The following is an 18,801-nucleotide window of genomic DNA, read 5'->3' on the forward strand; positions in this document are numbered from 1 at the left end:
AATGATTGTAAACCACGCCTCTGATAGTGAGATGGGGCGTGGTTTATTTTTTGCAAAAAAATATCACGAAATCGTTTCCCTGTTTTCTTGAGCGAACCCCATTCCAAATGGTATGGTGACTCGTTTTCTGACAAATATAAAAACTAACTAGCAAGGGGACTTACGCAATGCGTATTATTCTGCTGGGCGCTCCGGGCGCCGGTAAAGGGACTCAGGCGCAATTTATCATGGAGAAATATGGGATCCCTCAAATTTCTACCGGTGATATGTTGCGCACTGCGGTTAAGGCTGGCACAGAATTGGGCTTAAAAGCCAAAGAATTGATGGATAATGGTAAGCTGGTTACTGATGAACTGGTTATTGCTTTGGTAAAAGAGCGCATCAAACAAGATGATTGTCACAATGGCTTCTTGTTGGATGGGTTCCCTCGTACCATTCCTCAGGCTGATGCAATGAAAGAGGCCGGCATTCATGTTGATTATGTCTTGGAATTCGATGTTCCTGATGAACTGATTATCGAACGTATCATTGGGCGCCGTGTACATGCGCCATCTGGCCGTGTTTATCACCTCAAATTTAATCCACCGGCAGTGGAAAATAAGGATGATGTTACCGGTGAAGATCTGACTATTCGTAAAGACGATCATGAAGATATCGTGCGTAAACGTTTAGTTGAATATCATCAACAGACTGCTCCTTTGGTATCTTATTACCAGAAAGAAGCTGAAGCAGGTGATACTAAATATTTCAGAATTGATGGTACTCGCAAGGTATCTGAAGTTAGTGAAGAATTAGTCAAAATTCTGGATTAATCAACCTTAGTGATGTTTAAAAGGCGGCTTGTAAGCTGCCTTATCTGATATTATTTCTTTACTATTTCAGGTAAATCAGTTGGTTTTTATTTATTGTCTTGATGGATAAACATGATTTTCATCTGTATTTTATTGTGTTAGGGTTCTCACCAGAGAAGACAATAGGGAATCGGCATAATGAGCAGCGGTAAATATGGCGTTTTATTAGTTAATCTTGGCACTCCTGATGAGCCGACAACGGTGGCTATAAAGCGTTACTTAGCTGAGTTTCTGAGCGATAAAAGGGTTGTCGATTTTTCCAGGTTTATCTGGATTCCAATACTATATGGCGTTATTTTGCCTTTCCGCTCTTCACGTGTGGCAAAGTTGTACCAGAAAATCTGGACTGATGAAGGTTCTCCTCTGTTAGTATATAGCCGTCGTCAGCAGAAATTGTTGGCAAAAAAACTGGCAGAAATTCCTGTTGAATTGGGAATGAGTTATGGTTCTCCATCGCTTGAGCAGGCAATTGACAATCTGCTCAAACAGGGTGTTGAGCAATTGATTGTCTTGCCGCTTTATCCTCAGTATTCCTGTTCTACATCTGCGGCTGTGTTTGATGGTGTCAGCAAAGTATTGCAGAAATACCGCACTATTCCTGGAATTCACTTTATCCGTAGTTATGCTGACCATCCTGCTTATATTTCTGCATTGAAAGAGACTATTGAGCAGAGTTTCCATGAACATGGCAAACCGGACAGACTACTATTTTCCTACCATAGTATTCCACGGCGTTTTGTTGATACAGGTGATATTTATTCTGAACAGTGTGAGTTAACAACCCGGTTGCTAAAGCAGACAATTAACTATCCGGCAGAGCAGGTAATGATGACTTATCAGTCGCGGTTTGGTCGTGAACCTTGGTTGACGCCATTCACTAATCAAACCATGAAATCATTACCTGATCAGGGAATAAAGCATATTCAGGTACTTTGCCCCGGCTTTTCGTCCGATTGTCTGGAAACGTTGGAAGAGATAAAACAGCAGAATAAAGAGATATTTCTTAATGCTGGTGGGCAGAAATGTGAATATATTCCTGCGCTTAACGACAATAGTAATCATATTTTTCTGCTGGAAGCGTTGGTGAGCGGGCTTGTTGGAAGCAAAACGAATAGTATATACAATTAATCTATCATTAGGATTAAATGACTCTTTAATGATATATTCTCATGTGGGAGTCTATCTATCCGAGCTGTTTCGCCCGGTTTTTCAGGATATAAACTGAGGGCTCTGTGGGATGATGTTTTGTAGAATAGTTAGCAACAGTCATATTTGAATTTGGACATAAATAATGAGTATTAAACCGATTAAAAGCCCTAACTCTAGTGAAGAATATTTTAATTATTATAATTCAAAACAAGACGATGAAATTGATTTGTTTGAGTTATTCTCTGTTTTATTTCAATCAAAGTTATTGATTATTGCTGTTACTATCATTTTTGCTGTCATTGGTTTTACAACGGCATTTTTTATGCCACAAAAATGGACTAGTTCAGCTTCAGTTATTCAACCTCAACTTGAAGAAATACAGCCACTTAAAAATATCCTGACTAAATTTGAGGTTTTAAGTTTACAACCATCGGTAACTTCATCATTACTGTATAATAATTTTTTAAATAATTTTAATTCACGTGTTTTACGGGAAGAATATCTGATTAATACAGAATATTTTAAAAATCTGATAGCTGAATCAGATGATCATTCACCACTTGCAAAAAGAAAACTTATTGAAAAGATTGTAAATAATAATATTTCATCTTCTTCAAAAGTGGAAAAAGATGATGAAAATGGTGAAACTAAACTGACTTTCAGTGCCGGAACCGCTGAGGATGCATATAACCTGCTAAATGGCTATATCGGGTATGTGTCATCTGTTGTTCATGAGCGGTTGGAAAGTGAATTGAGAGATATGGTTAAACAGAAGCTTGCCTACTCTGAAGGTTTGTATGCAGTTGATTTGAACCGTGTTCAAAATATACAAAGAGCTAATATTGAGCGATTGAAATATTCATTATCTATCGCCAATTCAGCAGGAATTAAAAAGCCTATTTCCAGCGAAGGAGCAATGATCAAAGACGATCCAGATTATTCCATTGCTTTGGGCGCTGATGCATTACAACGTAAGCTGCAAATTACAGAAGAGATCAAAGATCCATCCTTGATTGATGGTGATTTACGTAACCGCATGTTCTATATAAACGAACTTAAATCACTTAAAATAGATAAAGTTAACTTCCAGCCATTTAAATATATGCAGGCACCTTATGAACCAACGAAGAAAGATTCGCCTAAACGTCTGCTTATCTTGGTAGGCAGTGCCTTTATCGGTTTGATCCTGGCGGTAATGTTTGTTCTGATTCGTCACGTGGCGCGCAGTCGTCAGCAAGTGGCTTAATCTTTCTGGCAGCCGGTGTTGCAATGACACTTGCTGCCTGTCAGTTTTTATTGTGCTAACATGCTGCATCTTTTGGCGTTATAGCATTAATCAAATATGAAATTCCCTGGTAAACGTAAATCAAAACACTATTTTCCTGTCAGTCTGCGTGATCCTTTACTCCAGCCAATTAAAGAAATGATGGATGGTGAGAATAACCGAGCTTATATTGTTGGTATCGATCAGACATTAGTGGATATTGAGGCGAAAGTAGACGAAGATTTTATCCGGCGTTATCACCTCAGCCAGGGACATTCATTAGTTATTGAAGATGATGTAGCTGAAACCTTGTATAGAGAACTGACGGATAACAATCTTATCAGCCACGAATTTGCTGGTGGCACGATCGGTAATACTTTACATAATTATTCAGTGCTGGCTGATGATCGCTCCGTTTTACTGGGCGCGATGTGTAATAACATTCAGATTGGCAGCTATGCTTACCGCTACTTATGTAACACCTCTAGTCGAACTGATCTAAATTATTTACAAGGTGTGGACGGCGCAATTGGCCGCTGTTTTACGCTGGTGACAGAAAATGGTGAACGGACTTTTGCCATTAGTCCTGGACAAATGAACCAACTAAAACCGGAGAGTATTCCTGAGCAGATTATCGCTGAAGCTTCAGCCTTGGTATTAACCGCTTATTTGGTTCGTTGCAAGCCTGGGGAACCAATGCCAGAAGCGACAATGAAAGCCATCGAATATGCGAAAAAACACAGTGTACCTGTTGTTCTGACTTTGGGGACAAAATATGTTATTGCTGATGATCCACAATGGTGGCGCGATTTTCTGGTTGAGAATATTTCTGTTCTGGCAATGAATGAAGATGAAGCTTATGAGCTTACTGGTTTCAGTGATCCGCTATTGGCGTCAGATATGGCTCTGGATTGGGTCGATTTAGTTTTGTGTACCGCGGGTCCTGCGGGATTATATATGGCGGGGTATACGGAAAAAGATTATAAGCGTCAGACAACTCACCCACTGCTGCCAGGTGCTATTGCTGAATTTAACCGTTATGAATTTAGCCGCGCTATGCGAAAATCTGATTGCCAAACTCCAATGAAAGTTTACTCCCATATTGAACCTTATATGGGGGGGCCAGAAAAAATTATGAATACTAATGGTGCGGGTGATGGTGCTTTATCTGCTTTATTGCATGATATAACCGCTAACAACCATCACAGAATGAATGTGCCTAATTCCAGTAAGCATATTCGTACTTACCTGACATATTCATCACTTGCTCAGGTTTGTAAATATGCAAACAGAGTGAGTTATCAGGTATTGAGTCAGCATTCGCCACGATTAAGCCGTGGTTTACCAGAAAAAGAAGATAGTTTGGAAGAGTCTTACTGGGAACGGTAATATTTAAATCATATTAATATATTATATTTCAGCACCGTATAAGTTAATGCGGTGCATTTAAATTTAGGTATGAAATCATTTGGTACAATTGTGAATAGTAGGCAAGAATTACTTTATTAAAGATAATGGTTTTTTCTTTGAATGTATCTCCTTAATCTTACTACTTATTTCAGAGGGGATTGGCTAAAGGTGAACCTTAACTAAAATCACAATTTTTAAAATTATTAGTGGTTGATCTTTCAATTATTGATTTTACTAATTAGAATCAAAATAATCGGATAGGAATTATTCCTTTGTGAGTCATATATTGAAATGATATTAGTTATATATGGATTGGAGATGAGATATTCTATAATGCAACTCTTCATTTCATATTTTACGCATAGTATCAGTACATGGATTAGATTTTTTCTATTCTAGTTTCGATGGGCAGCTTTAGATATGCCTTAGTAATTTATAAAGATCATTCAGAAAAATATTTATTGTCTGTTGTAATTATTTGACTTTTATGCCGATATTGGGAAAGGTTTTTTTCAGCCTTGTTTGTTGTTGAGTTGAAATCATTGAGATTATTAACATTCGAACAAAAGATGAGGTTAATAGCTGTTAAGAGAAAATAAAGCATTTAATAACTATAATTTCATATTGTTAACTTTAGAAAAAATTATTATATAATGGGGTTTTCACTAAGGGTTTTATATATAATTTGAATGATGAATTATTGTATAAAGATATTATTAGAGGTTGTTCTTTTATATTAAAATTGACAGGATGGTGATTATGGACTTAGCCATTTCATGGCTGATAAATATATTTTTAGTATTGGTTAATAGTTGGAATGAGAAAGTAATAGCATTTAATGACCATGATTTTATATTGTTAATTTTTAAAAAAAGAAGTATATGATAGAACTTATACTAAGGGTTCTATATATACTTTAAATGATAAATTATTATCTAAGGATACTATGAGTAGTTATTATGATTATGTGAAAATTGCTGGTATGTTGACAATGGTCTTAATGATGCCTGGGCCGACAAATACCCTTTTAGTATTATCTGGATATTCACATGGTTTTATTAGCACACTCAGGTTGGTATTGGCTGAGATGTTGGGTTATCTAACCGCAATTAGTTTATGGGGATTATTGTTATCCATAATTCCTCAGACTTTCATATGGTTGATATTAGTTTTAAAGCTTTGTGCTTCAACATACATTGCTTATTTAGCTTTTAAAGTCTGGCATTTTTCATTAAGCAAAAATGGGGTGAAAGTCTGTTTCAGTATTGTGTTGTTTACCACTTTGCTTAATCCCAAGGCTTTTGTATTTGCTACCTATGTCTTGCCTTTTACTGCGTTCACTCAGTGGGTAGATTATATCTTTTCCATGACAACTTTTGTTTGTGCATTGTTACCCGTTTCCCTGATTTGGACGGGAGTAGGAAAAATATTATATCGGGAAGGACAGGAAGCTGGTCGTTTAAAACCTAATCTGTTTTATCGTTTTGCTTCTTTAGTACTATCCGTTTTCTCATTCTCCATGTTTTACTCCTCAATTAAGGGTATGTTATATCTCTGATGTAATATTGAGATTTGATATTGTTTTCCTATTAATTTTTTGAAAAAGAATATTTATTCAAGAAGATATTGGAGGCTGTTGAATTTGTGTTTGATTTTTTCTGTTTTAAATTTGAATAAAATGGGTCATGGAATATATCATATGATAAAGGTCATGACCCAACTCGGTTATGAATAGGAAATTATTCCATTGTCAGCTATCGACGGCTATTTCCTCACAGTGATGGAAAAAAGGGCGATACTGGCGGAGGTTCAACCGGATAACCTTGCTCACCGTTTATCAGCACATTTGCCATTGTTTTGGCAATTTCGTGTTCGCCAATAATCACATGGCTAGCTCCGCGCTCCGTGATATAGGTAACTTCGTCATCATAGTCAGCACGGACAATAATATTAATATCCGGGCGGATTTCTCTTGCACTGGCGACAATCTCACCTGCTTCATAACCATTAGGGATGGTCAATAACAAGGAACAAGCACAGTCCAGGCGCGCCAGTGACATAATGTCTTTGCTGGCCGCGTTACCCATGACTGCACTGATACCTTGTTCACCCAGTTCCTCAAATTTGGCTCTGGTATTTTCAATAACAACCAGAGGGAACCCATTTTCCTGCAAGCGTTGGCATAGCAAGCTACCCGTGCGTCCGTAACCGACAACAATAGTGTGACCACAGATATTGACAGGAATTTGCGTCTCTTCTTCCAGCGTTTCTTCCAATAGCTGTTCTTCAATGGTTTCTGTTTTTTCCAAATAACGATCCAGCAGGCTAAACAGAACTGGGTTCAGCATGATAGAAACAATCGCGCCAGCCAGAACAAGGTTACGGGCATTTCCGTCAAGCAGGCCAAGTGCAACGCCAAGACCAGCCAGAATAAAGGCAAATTCACCGATTTGTGCCAGACTGACCGAAATCGTCAGCGCCGTACGGCGTGAATGACCGAACATCTTTACCAGCAACATTGCAGCGGCAGATTTACCGATAATGATAATTGCCAGTGTTGCCAGTATCTCAAGTGGTTGCTGAATCAGTACCATCGGATCAAACAGCATACCAACGGATACGAAGAATAGAACAGCGAAAGCGTCTCTGAGTGGCAGTGTATCTTGAGCAGCACGGTGGCTGAGTTCTGACTCGTTTAGTACCATACCGGCGAAGAATGCACCCAGCGCGAATGAGGCATCAAATAGCGTAACGGCACCATAAGCGATACCGAGGGCGATAACCAGTACGGCAAGGGTAAATAGTTCTCTGGAGCCGGTACTGGCAGTTTTTGCCAGTAGCCACGGAATTAGACGGCGGCCAACAACAATCATCAGCAGAATAAACGCGATAACTTTTCCGACGGTAATGGCGAGTTCCATAATCAACTGCCCGACATTGGCGTCATGATTACCCAGAATACCGGCAGCCGCAGGCAGTAATACCAGCGTTAGTACCATAGCCAGATCTTCAACAATCAGCCAGCCGATAGCTATCTGACCTCGTTGGCTATCGATCAGTTGACGCTCTTCCAGCGCTCGTAACAGAACGACAGTACTGGCGGTTGACAGGCAGAGACCAAAGACAATCCCGCTAAATAACTCCCAACCCAGTATTGCCGATAGCCCGACACCAAGCAGTGTTGCTACCAGTATTTGTGCAATAGCGCCGGGGATAGCAATGGATTTTACTGCCAGCAGATCTTTGAGTGAAAAATGCAGTCCGACACCAAACATGAGTAAGATAACACCAATTTCGGCCAGTTCCGGTGCCAGTGATGCGTCAGCGACAAAACCGGGGGTGAAAGGACCCGCGAGTACACCGGCGGTAAGATAACCAACCAGTGGTGAGATTTTTAGACGTTGTGCCAGCATACCAAGCAGATAAGCGAGGACGAACCCGCCAACGAGAGTGGTGATAAGTGGTGTCGAATGCTCCATTAAAACTCCTTCTTACTGAGGCTATTAAATAGAATAGTGAAGAGGTAGGTGTAACCGTATTTTATAGATAATTCGAGGTAAATTCGCTAAAAAAATGAATAAAACATCAAAAAATATGGATTGAAAGGATTAAATTACCCGTAACATCGATTTTTATTAATTTGTTTGAACATTTATGAGGTATATAAAGGTCATGCCCACATAAAAAATAAATTTTATGTGGTGCAGTTTGGCGATTTTTCTAGTTCTTATCTTCTATATTAGGTAATAGTGTGGTAAATATTCCAAGTAACGGCAGAAAAGCACAAATCTGATAAACCAGTTCAATACTTGTCCTGTCCGCAATGTAACCCAGTACCGCGGCGCCAATACCTCCCATACCAAAAGCTAGTCCGAAAAACAGGCCGGATATCATCCCGGTTTTACCCGGAATAAGCTCCTGAGCATATACCAGGATTGCAGAAAACGCGGATGCCAGAATCACACCAATAATCACTGACAGAATGCTTGTCCAGTACAGAGAAGCATAAGGCAGAATCAATGTAAAAGGTGCAACACCAAGGATTGAGATCCAGATAACGTACTTTCTGCCGATTTTATCACCAACAGGTCCGCCAATGATGGTCCCTGCTGCAACTGCAAATAAAAAGATGAACAGATGAAACTGGGCGTTTTGTACGGAAATGCCAAACTTGTGTATTAAGTAAAAAGTGTAATAGCTGCTGATACTGGTGAGATAAAAATATTTGGAAAATACTAAGATCAGCAAAATAGACAGAGAAATGATCACTGTTTTTCTTGATAAAACTTTAACCGCCGGGGCAGTTTTGGTTTGATTTTTTTTGGTATGATTTTGGGCCTTGTACCATTTACTGACCTGCAACAACACGACAATTCCTAGTAACGCAGCCAGAGAGAACCAGCCGACGTTGCCTTTACCATAAGGTGCGATAAACGCAGCCGCCAGCAAAGGCCCGAGGGAAGTGCCAAAATTACCGCCGACTTGAAAAAGAGATTGAGCCAGCCCGTGGTGACCTCCGGATGCCATGCGTGCTACGCGCGACGATTCAGGGTGGAATACTGAAGAGCCGGTGCCAACTAATGCAGATGCTAATAAGATTATTGGGAAACTGTCAGCATAGGCTAGCAGTAACAGGCCGGATAAGGTAAAACTCATCCCAATGGGTAATGAATAGGGCTGTGGATGTTTATCAGTATAAAGACCTATCAGTGGTTGTAATAAAGACGCAGTAATCTGATAGGTTAACGTGATCATGCCGATTTGCACGAAACTCAGGTTGAACTCTAATTGCAGTAAAGGATAAATCGCCAGAATCAACGATTGGATCATATCATTCAACAAGTGTGAAATACTGATCGCACCAAGAATAGTAAAAACGGTATTCTTGGTTTTTCTTGCATGAGGTGGAACTATGGTGGTGTTGCTTTGTTCACTCATATTAACTGCCAGCCTGTCTCATTTGGAAGTAAGTTCATTGGTTATTTGTTGCACTGAAATATATATTAGGCTGATAGTTGATTTTTTACTATCCCAGATAATAGTTTGATAAGATGCTCGAAAAGATGAAACGAATCATGTTCTAATAATCACATTAAGTGACCTATCCCATAGGATGATCAATTAATCCCGCCTTGTTAGCTTCTGAAGCTGTTTTTGCATGGCAATTCACTAAAAAAAACATGGAGATATACCATGACGTTTTCGTTTAAAACCTCAGCTTGTGCTTTGGTTGTTTCTATGACACTACTTCCAGCAATGGCAAATGCATGGGAGAAAGACAAAACCTATGACATTACTATCTTGCACACAAATGACCATCATGGTCATTTTTGGCATAACGACTACGGCGAATATGGTTTGGCTGCGCAAAAAACGGTAGTTGATGAAATTCGTCAGGAAATCGCTAAAAAAGGCGGTAGTGTATTACTGCTCTCCGGCGGAGACATTAATACCGGCGTACCAGAGTCCGATTTGCAAGATGCGGAGCCTGATTTTAAAGGTATGAACCTGGTGGGCTATGATGCAATGGCGTTGGGTAACCATGAGTTTGATAATCCTTTGCAAGTGTTGCGTCAACAGGAAAAATGGGCAAATTTTCCATTCCTTGCGGCCAATATTTACAAGACCAGCACCGGTAAACGTTTGTTCAAGCCTTATACCATTTTTGATAAACAGGGTGTGAAAATTGCGGTTATCGGTTTGACGACTGATGATACGGTAAAAATCGGCAATCCTGCTAATTTCCCTGATGTTGAATTTCGTGTTCCCGCTACAGAAGCTAAAATGGTGGTTGAGGAACTGAAAAGAAATGAAAAACCCGATGTCATTATTGCGGCAACGCATATGGGACACTATGACAACGGTAATCATGGCTCCAACGCACCGGGTGATGTTGAAATGGCACGCAGTTTGCCGGCGGGTTATCTGGATATGATTGTAGGTGGTCACTCACAAGATCCGGTCTGTATGTCTGCGGAAAATAAAAATTACAAACAGATCGATTATGTACCAGGAACGCCATGTTCGCCTGATCGCCAGAATGGCACTTGGATTGTTCAGGCTCACGAGTGGGGCAAATATGTTGGTCGTGCTGATTTCCAGTTCCGTAATGGTGAATTAAAGCTGACTCACTATCAGTTGATCCCCATTAATCTCAAGAAGAAAGTGCAAAAGGAAGAGGGTTCTGCTGAACGAGTTTACTACACTCATGAAATTGCTCAAAACCCGGAAATGATGAAGTTGCTGACGCCTTATCAGGATAAAGGTGATAAACAGCTTGGTTTAAAAGTGGGTTCTATTGACGGTAAATTGGAAGGTGATCGCAGCAAAGTTCGTTTTGTTCAGACTAATATGGCCCATGTTGTTCTTTCTGCCATGATGGAACGCGCTGATGCTGATTTCGCGATTATGAGTGGTGGTGGTATTCGTGATTCAATTGAATCAGGCGACATCACTTATAAAGATGTGTTGAAAGTGCATCCATTTGCTAACACATTGGTTTACGTTGAGATGAAAGGCAGCGAAATTGAGCAATATCTGGCGACGATTGCAAATATGAAAGTTGACTCTGGCGCTTATGCTCAGTTCGTGAATGTCAGCTTGGTTGCTGATGGTAAACATGTTAAAGAGGTAAAAATTGGTGGTAAACCATTAGAGCCAAATAAAATTTACCGCATGGCAATGCTTGATTTTAACGCTATTGGTGGTGATGGTTACCCACGTATTGATAATTACCCAACCTATGTCAACACCGGTTTTGTTGATGCAGAAGTTCTAAAAGGCTATATCGAGAAGCACTCACCACTGAAAGCGGCTGATTATGAGCCAAAAGGTGAAATTGTTTATCACTAATCCCTGACAACGTGATGAATTGAAAGGGCTGCCAATTTGGCGGCCCTTTTTTACTGAGATTAAACTTTTGCTATATCGGTAAAAGTACCATTCAGCAAACGACACAGATCAGCAGGTGCCAGTTCAATATCTAATCCCCGTTTACCGCCAGAGATAAACAGAGTCGGGAACTGTTGCGCCTGATTATCAATAACTGTTGGCAAGTGTTTTTTCTGTCCTAACGGGCTGATCCCACCGACCAGATAACCCGTGATTTTTTGGGCTATGTATGGATCAGCCATATCTGCTTTTTTGGCTTTAAAGGTTTTGGCGACCTTTTTCAAATCCAGTTGACCTGAGACGGGGGTGACGGCGACGACTAAATTTTTAGCATCACCATTAAGTGCGACCAGCAACGTTTTAAACACTTGTCCGGCATTTAATCCTAACTTCTTAGCCGCTTCATCACCAAAGTTATGCTCATTGGTATCATGTTCATAGGTATGAAGCGTGAAGTTAACTTTTTGTTTTTCTAATAAAATGATCGCCGGTGTCATGATTTCATTACAGAGGGTAATTTTATAATCTAGGATAACGGATGAAATAGAATTGTGAAATTGATATTCTAACTCTCGGCTCTGTTACCTGTATACAAACGGGTAATACCCCTTAATAATAAGAATAACGAAAATAATAGGTTATTCCTCTTTTTGACTGGCCAATAGAAATATTGGCCTTTTTTTAACTCTACTCTTCCACCAGCATCTGAGGCAAATTACCCTCACCATATAAGTGCAAAGCTCCGACAGCGATCAAATACCGGCCGGCAGGTAATTCCCGTAAGCGCTGATCCCATTGCTTATTACGTTCAGTCATCAGCAGTTGATATATTTCTTCACTGAAAGTTGTTGGTAAAGCATGTTCAGGCTGATAATCCATCCACCAACTTATCATCGTTTGTAAAGCGCGGGCATTGGCGTACCAATGGGTTAATGTATCTTCCAGTAGTGGCAGGCCGTTATTCGGTATTTGATTGAGTAACTTAATCTGTGATTCAGTACCTTCCAGTTCGATAATTGTTTTCCCTCGTGCTTTGGCTGCATTCAGTAGCTGATAATCGATACCATAGTGAGAGTACAATCCAAGATTTTGCGCTTGTTCAGACTGTAAAATTAAAGCGATTTGCCATGAGGGTAATAAATTAAGCCATTCTTCCTGTTGCCGGATTTCATTGCAGCAGCGCTGAAAATCCTGATACATTTCAGAAGATAGACGTTGTTCAATACGGGAATACGATTGAACCTCGTCATTATGAAATGGGAAACTTGCCTGAGTAATATCTGCTTCCACAATTAATGTATCGGATTGATTAAGCTGCTCTATTAATATTTCTGGAAGCGGAAACATGTTTTCCGTGCCCATATGAATACTGCCTACCAGATGCAGATGTCGGCCACCTGCCAGTGTAATATCACAAGCTGGATAAGGATACCGGTGGTGGGATGAGTTCAGCCCCAGTATATTGGCAAGGTGTTTAATCAGTCGTCCCATTTGAACTCCAGTTTCGGCATATATTTTTTAGGCTAACTATTTTCAGGTTAATATTACAGCTGTACCTTTATTCATTTCCATTGAATGTTTCTTTACTACTGTCAGTATACAAGGAGATTTCCCCTCATCTCTGTATGAGAAGGTGCTGGGGTAGATCATTAAAGCGGACTCATTTCTCTGGTGATTCAGAATTTAGGCTTAAACCTCAGTAATCGGTTAGCGTTACTTACCACCGTAATTGAAGAAAGCGCCATAGCTGCACCGGCTACCACCGGATCTAATAATGTTCCGGTAAAGGGATAGAGCACGCCGGCAGCAATTGGGATCCCTAATGTGTTGTAAATAAATGCGCCCAACAGATTCTGTTTCATATTGTGCAGAGTTCCTTTGGACAGTGCAACCGCATCAGCCACACCATGCAGACTGTGACGCATCAATGTTATTGCTGCGGTTTCAATGGCGATATCACTACCGCCGCCCATTGCTATCCCAACATCAGCTTGTGCCAGTGCGGGAGCATCGTTAATACCATCCCCCACCATAGCAACCTTGTGGCCTGCTGCTTGAAGTTTCTGAATAGCTTCAGCTTTGCCATCGGGTAGGACACCGGCGATCACCTGATCAATACCTGCTTCTTTGGCAATTGCATTGGCAGTCACCGGATTATCTCCAGTCAGCATCACCAAACGGTAGCCTTGATGATGCAATCGTTTCAGTGCGCTAAGGGTGTCTTCACGCAATGGATCACGAATTGACAGCACTGCCGCCGCTTTGCCGCCTGCCGCCAGAATAACCGGCGTGATGCCCTTTTCTGCCTGTTGAGCAATCAGCGGTTTTAATTCCTGTGTATCAATTTGATTTTGTTCCAGCAATGCCTGATTACCCAGCAACAGTGCCATACCATTCACCTCACCGCTGATACCCAGTCCAGCCAGAGTGCGGAATTGTTCAACTGGTGGTAATTCCAGTCCTTCGGCTTTGGCAAGAATTGCTTTGGCTAATGGATGGTTAGAACCACTTTCCAGTGCGCTTGCCCAAATCAATACATTTTGTTCACTGTATCCGTTGAAAGTATGGATATCAGTAACTTGTGGCATACCTTCAGTCAACGTACCGGTCTTGTCGAAAACAAGGGTGTCCAGTGTGCTGGCTTGTTGCAAAGCATCGGCATCCCGAACCAGAACTCCAAATTCTGCGGCGCGGCCAACACCCGAGATAATCGACATAGGGGTTGCCAGCCCAAGAGCACAGGGACAAGCAATAATCAGCACCGTGGTAATAATGACCAATGAATACATAATCTGTGGTGCCGGACCAACGAAATACCAAATGGCACCGGCAATCACGGCAATCGCCACAACGACCGGAACAAACACGGAGGAGATTTTATCTGCTAACTGACCCATTTCGGGTTTACTGCTTTGCGCCTGACGTACCAGTTTGATAATCCGCGCTAATGTCGTCTGGCTGCCGACTGCGGCGGCAGTAAACAGCACGGTGCCATCCTGCACAGTTGTACCCGCGTGAACGTTATTGCCTCTGGATTTCTGCTGTGGAATCGGTTCACCGGTCAGCATCGCCTCATCTATCCAGACTTCACCTTGAATGATTTCACCATCAACCGGAACACGATCACCCGTCGTCAAACGCAATATCATTCCCGGTTTAACATCGGCCAGAGGGATCTCTTTTTCACCAACTTCTGTCACCACACGGGCGGTCGGTGGTGTCAGATCCAGCAGGCGTTCCAGTGCTTTTGAGGAACGCTGGCGGGCGCGTTGTTCCAGAGCATGTCCCAGGTTTATCAAACCGATAATCATGGCACTGGCTTCGTAATAAAGATGACGGGCTTGTGGTGGAAAAATATCCGGCCACAGGTTGACACTGATGGAGTAAAACCAGGCGGCACCTGTTCCTAATGCTACCAATGTGTCCATTGTGGCACTGCCATTTTTCAGGCTTTGCCACGCGTTGCGATAGAAATGACCACCAGCAAAAATCATCGCGGCAAGCGTGATAATCCCGATAGTCAGCCAGATGTTATGGTTTTCCGGGGTGAGCACCATATTATCGCCCATCATACCCCATACCATGACGGGAATACCGACGACCAAGGCTAATGCCGATTGCCAGCGGAAACGGCGCATATTGGTTTCAGAAACTTGTTGCTGGCGTTCACGACGCTCAGTTTCGTCCTGGATCAGTTCAGCACCATATCCTGCTTTTTCCACTGCCTGAATCAGCGCCTCAGGTGATGCGCTACCGGTAATCAAAGCGCTGCGTTCCGCAAGGTTCACTCTGGCATTTTCCACGCCAGCAACACTTTGCAATGCTTTCTGAACTTTGTTCACACAGCTGGCGCAAGTCATACCATCCAACAGCAACTGGATACTGTCATCACTGTCACTGACCAGGAATACATCCGTTTTTTCGACCGGAACAGAAGGGGTTGCCGCTGCCAAAGGTTCCGGTCTGTTTGAAGCAGATATTGTCAGCGGCTTAGATTTTGGGGAGTTTTGGCTAGCAGCCAGTTTTGCGTTATAACCCGCTTGCTCAATGGCGGCAATCAACGTATCGGTATCGGCTTTACCGTAAACTTTAGCGGTTTCAGTATTCACATCTGCGGCGATAATGCCATCTACGGCTTCCAGTGCTTTACGTGCAGTACCTGCGCAATGCATACAGCTCAGGCCAGAAAGTGCCAGTTCGACATCAGGTTGGCAGGCAATGGCGGCTTCGTAACCCGCTTCTTTAATCGTTTCGATTAAAGATTCAGGAGAGGCTTCTCCGGTTACTTTAGCGTAAGCAATAGTAATATCTGTTTGCTCTACATCGGCACGATTTTCCAGTGCTTTTTTCACACGGTTAACACAGTGCATACAGGAGAGCCCCTGTAATGTTAAAATAGTGGTATGTGACATAAAAAAACCTCCTAACACATAGTGATATAATTATTCTTCACATCGGTGTGATAATTGATGATGATATCTACACAGTCCAAGTGAATTTCTGACTTGTTGCGAAGGTTAAACCTTCCCGCAAGGGTAAGGTCAAGGGGAAAAAATGAACATTAGTGAAATTGCCCAAAGAACCGGCTTGACCAGTAAAGCTATTCGGTTTTATGAAGAAAAGGAGCTGATCACACCGCCGGAAAGAGGTGATAATGGCTACCGTTATTATCAGCAGAAACATATTGATGAATTAATATTGTTGCGTCAGGCAAAACAGATCGGTTTTACGCTTGAGGAGTGTCGTGAGTTTTTGGTGTTATTTCGCAATCCCAACCGTCACAGTGCCGATATAAAAGCGGCAACGTTGCATAAAGTGGCAGAGATAGAAAAGACGATTAAAGAGTTACAGGAAATCAGAAGTAAATTGTTATCTTTGGCGCAAGAGTGCCCAGGAGATGACGGGGCAGTGTGCCCCATCATAGATCATTTGTCTGGTTGCTGTTCTCATCATTGAGAATCGACGGGTTTTACTTTCAATGTAATGCCATCAACAGCAATGACTTCTACTTCGGTATTGGCGGAGAGTTCTCTATCACAGTGAACTCGCCAGCTTCCATCTGCAAGCTTGATCCGGCTGTAACCATTTTCGGTATCCGCAGTCAGTTTAGCCTGGGTACCGATGAGCTGGTGGTCTTTCTGGTTCAGTGTATCGCTGCCTTTTGACGGGCGGCTACGTAACCAGTAGCGCCATAACACCGCAGAGAGCAGCGTCAGCGTTGCAAACAGAATACCTTGCAATTCCCAGCCTATTCCTGGCAGTAACCAGGTGATAAACGCAACAACGAGAGCGGCTATACCAGTCCATAACAGATAGCCGCCGGTTCCCAGAAGCTCTGCGATTAACAGTAAACCGCCGAAAGAGAACCAAAGCCAGGTTGTTTGAGCCGCAAGTTGTGCAATCATGGTTATTTACCTTTTTTGCTTTCGCCAATCAGTTCCGCAATACCACCAATAGCGCCCATCAGATTACTGGCTTCCAGAGGCATCATAATCACTTTGCTGTTATTGGAGGCACCAATGCTGGTCAGCGCATCGGTATATTTCTGGGCAACAAAGTAGTTAATGGCTTGCATATTACCGTCAGAAATCGCGTCAGAAACCATTTTGGTTGCGCGGGCTTCCGCTTCGGCGGCACGTTCACGCGCCTCTGCTTGAAGGAACGCGGACTGACGTTCCCCTTCCGCTTTCAGAATCTGAGACTGCTTTTCCCCTTCGGCTTTCAGAATCGCCGCCTGACGGATACCTTCCGCTTCCAGAATATCAGCACGTTTGGTACGTTCTGCTTTCATCTGGGCGTTCATGGCAGAAATCAGTTCCTTTGGTGGGCGCACATCACGGATTTCAATACGGGTAATTTTCACGCCCCATGGGTTAGTGGCTTCATCAACAATATGTAATAGACGGCTGTTGATGGAATCACGCTGTGACAGCATTTCGTCCAGCTCCATTGAACCCAGAACGGTACGGAAGTTCGTCATAGTCAGGTTGATGATGGACAGCTCAAGGTTGCTGACTTCATAGGCGGCCCGAACGGGATCGACAACCTGAATAAAGCAGACTGCATCAATGGTAACATTAGCGTTGTCGCGGGAAATCACTTCCTGTGAAGGAATATCCAGCACTTGTTCCATCATATTAATTTTACGGCCAATGCGGTCGATAAAAGGAATAATAATGTGCAGGCCCGGTAATAAAGTTCGGGTATAACGGCCGAAGCGCTCTACTGTCCATTGATAACCCTGTGGCACTGTTTTTACGCAAGTAAATACAATAACTACAGCGATAAATATCAGAATAGGGACGGCACCAAAAGCAAATAAGTCCATAGCAATTCCTTAATCAAATAAATCAGTAAAGCAGCGAATAAACCTGGCGACGGTATTTTGAAGCCAGAGCGTTACCGGTTCCCATTGCAGACATAATATCCATCATGGTTTTCCGTACTGCACCATTAGCAGCGGAAAGATCCTTTTTCAGGAAGCCCAGTAATAATTCCAGAGCTTCTTCGTTACGGTTGACTTCGTGCAGTTTCAGAGCGAGCTTAACTGCCAGTTCTGCATTTTCCGGTTGAGTGGAGAATTCTTGTTGCAATTGCTGGATTTCCGGTGTATCCGCCGCTTGCTTTTGTAACTCAATTTGAGCCAGTAAACTATGATAATGCGTGTCTTGATCCTGTAGTGGGATAAGATTCAGAATTTCCTGAGCTTCTTCTATATTATTGAGCATAATTTGCACTTTGGTCAACATCAGTGCAATTTCACTGTTTTTAGGGGCTAAGTGCCAGGCTTCTTTCAACAGTGGCAGTGCTTCTTGAGGTTTCCCTTCCGCGATAAGTTCTTCGGCTTGGGCGGCTTTCAACTCTTCCGGTTTGGGTAATACGCGCAAAAGCATTTCTCTGATCGCGCTTTCAGGTTGTGGCCCCTGAAAACCATCGACTGGCCTGCCTTGTTGCAGCATATAAACAGTAGGAATGGCCCGTAAGCCAAACTGTGAAGCGACCATTTGCTCTTTATCGCAATCTACTTTTGCCAATATAAATTGATCTGCATATTCTGCTGCCAGTTTATCCAGAATTACGCCCAATTCCTGGCAGTGGGGGCTATGTTCAGACCAGAAATAAAATAAAACAGGTACAGTCATAGACTGTTCGACGGTTTGATGCAGGTTACTTTCGTTAACGTTAATTCCAGTCGTGGTTGGTAGCATATAATTAGTCTCTTAAATTAATTCGGTT

At 42.2% G+C, this 18,801-nt stretch carries 15 protein-coding genes; 7 read left to right on the forward strand and 8 right to left on the reverse strand.

Going from position 1 to position 18,801, the window contains the following annotated elements:
* Window positions 1-167 precede the first annotated feature (167 nt).
* The 5 genes from adk to ACGF7G_RS07615 all read left to right on the forward strand — a co-directional run bounded on the left by adk (window position 168) and on the right by ACGF7G_RS07615 (window position 6,232).
* Window positions 168-812: an adenylate kinase gene (gene adk, locus ACGF7G_RS07595; protein ID WP_387464534.1), complete on the forward strand. Its 645-nt coding sequence runs from the start codon at window positions 168-170 to the stop codon at window positions 810-812.
* Window positions 813-989: 177 nt separating this feature from the next.
* A complete protein-coding gene (gene hemH / locus ACGF7G_RS07600) occupies window positions 990-1,979 on the forward strand; it encodes a ferrochelatase (protein WP_387464535.1) in 990 nt (329 codons plus the stop codon).
* 163 nt (window positions 1,980-2,142) lie between these two features.
* Complete coding sequence (gene wzz(fepE), locus ACGF7G_RS07605; RefSeq protein WP_387464537.1) at window positions 2,143-3,246, forward strand: LPS O-antigen length regulator Wzz(fepE); 1,104 nt, start codon at window positions 2,143-2,145, stop codon at window positions 3,244-3,246.
* 96 nt (window positions 3,247-3,342) lie between these two features.
* On the forward strand, window positions 3,343-4,653 hold the full coding sequence (locus ACGF7G_RS07610) for an inosine/guanosine kinase (RefSeq protein WP_387464539.1): 1,311 nt from the start codon (window positions 3,343-3,345) through the stop codon (window positions 4,651-4,653).
* A 967-nt stretch (window positions 4,654-5,620) separates the two neighbouring features.
* A complete protein-coding gene (locus ACGF7G_RS07615; protein ID WP_387464541.1) occupies window positions 5,621-6,232 on the forward strand; it encodes a LysE family translocator in 612 nt (203 codons plus the stop codon).
* A gap of 214 nt (window positions 6,233-6,446) precedes the next feature.
* On the opposite strand, the gene ybaL is transcribed toward ACGF7G_RS07615, so the two are convergent.
* Together ybaL and ACGF7G_RS07625 are read right to left on the reverse strand one after the other, a co-directional pair.
* Entirely contained in the window at window positions 6,447-8,153 is a 1,707-nt protein-coding gene (gene ybaL / locus ACGF7G_RS07620; protein ID WP_387464542.1) for a YbaL family putative K(+) efflux transporter, read from the reverse strand.
* A 241-nt stretch (window positions 8,154-8,394) separates the two neighbouring features.
* Window positions 8,395-9,612: an MFS transporter gene (locus tag ACGF7G_RS07625; protein WP_387464544.1), complete on the reverse strand. Its 1,218-nt coding sequence runs from the start codon at window positions 9,610-9,612 to the stop codon at window positions 8,395-8,397.
* A gap of 255 nt (window positions 9,613-9,867) precedes the next feature.
* Between ACGF7G_RS07625 and ushA the strand changes: the two genes are divergently transcribed.
* A complete protein-coding gene (gene ushA, locus ACGF7G_RS07630; RefSeq protein WP_387464546.1) occupies window positions 9,868-11,526 on the forward strand; it encodes a bifunctional UDP-sugar hydrolase/5'-nucleotidase UshA in 1,659 nt (552 codons plus the stop codon).
* A gap of 59 nt (window positions 11,527-11,585) precedes the next feature.
* Here the strand turns inward: ushA and ybaK are convergent, their stop codons facing one another.
* From ybaK to copA, 3 genes are all read right to left on the reverse strand, one after another.
* On the reverse strand, window positions 11,586-12,062 hold the full coding sequence (ybaK, locus tag ACGF7G_RS07635) for a Cys-tRNA(Pro)/Cys-tRNA(Cys) deacylase YbaK (protein ID WP_387464547.1): 477 nt from the start codon (window positions 12,060-12,062) through the stop codon (window positions 11,586-11,588).
* Window positions 12,063-12,252: 190 nt separating this feature from the next.
* The gene (locus ACGF7G_RS07640; RefSeq protein WP_387464548.1) at window positions 12,253-13,056 is read right to left on the reverse strand and encodes a TraB/GumN family protein; all 804 of its coding nucleotides are present in this window, start codon (window positions 13,054-13,056) and stop codon (window positions 12,253-12,255) included.
* A gap of 185 nt (window positions 13,057-13,241) precedes the next feature.
* A complete protein-coding gene (gene copA, locus ACGF7G_RS07645) occupies window positions 13,242-15,977 on the reverse strand; it encodes a copper-exporting P-type ATPase CopA (protein WP_387464549.1) in 2,736 nt (911 codons plus the stop codon).
* A 142-nt stretch (window positions 15,978-16,119) separates the two neighbouring features.
* On the opposite strand from copA, the gene cueR reads away from it, so the two are divergent.
* Entirely contained in the window at window positions 16,120-16,521 is a 402-nt protein-coding gene (gene cueR, locus ACGF7G_RS07650; RefSeq protein ID WP_387464551.1) for a Cu(I)-responsive transcriptional regulator, read from the forward strand.
* On the opposite strand, the gene ACGF7G_RS07655 is transcribed toward cueR, so the two are convergent.
* The 3 genes from ACGF7G_RS07655 to ACGF7G_RS07665 are packed head-to-tail and all read right to left on the reverse strand — an operon-like array spanning window position 16,515 to window position 18,773.
* Complete coding sequence (locus ACGF7G_RS07655; protein ID WP_387464553.1) at window positions 16,515-16,970, reverse strand: NfeD family protein; 456 nt, start codon at window positions 16,968-16,970, stop codon at window positions 16,515-16,517. The two genes, cueR and ACGF7G_RS07655, sit on opposite strands and share 7 nt — an antisense overlap.
* Before the next feature lie 2 nt (window positions 16,971-16,972).
* Window positions 16,973-17,893 (reverse strand): SPFH domain-containing protein, encoded by a 921-nt coding sequence (locus tag ACGF7G_RS07660; RefSeq protein WP_133816076.1) that lies wholly within the window; start codon window positions 17,891-17,893, stop codon window positions 16,973-16,975.
* A gap of 22 nt (window positions 17,894-17,915) precedes the next feature.
* Window positions 17,916-18,773 (reverse strand): co-chaperone YbbN, encoded by an 858-nt coding sequence (locus ACGF7G_RS07665; protein ID WP_387464555.1) that lies wholly within the window; start codon window positions 18,771-18,773, stop codon window positions 17,916-17,918.
* Between the last annotated feature and the right edge of the window lie 28 nt (window positions 18,774-18,801).

The sequence above is a fragment of the Photorhabdus sp. RM323S genome, assembly GCF_042879375.1.
GTDB classification, from domain to species: Bacteria; Pseudomonadota; Gammaproteobacteria; order Enterobacterales; family Enterobacteriaceae; genus Photorhabdus; species Photorhabdus tasmaniensis.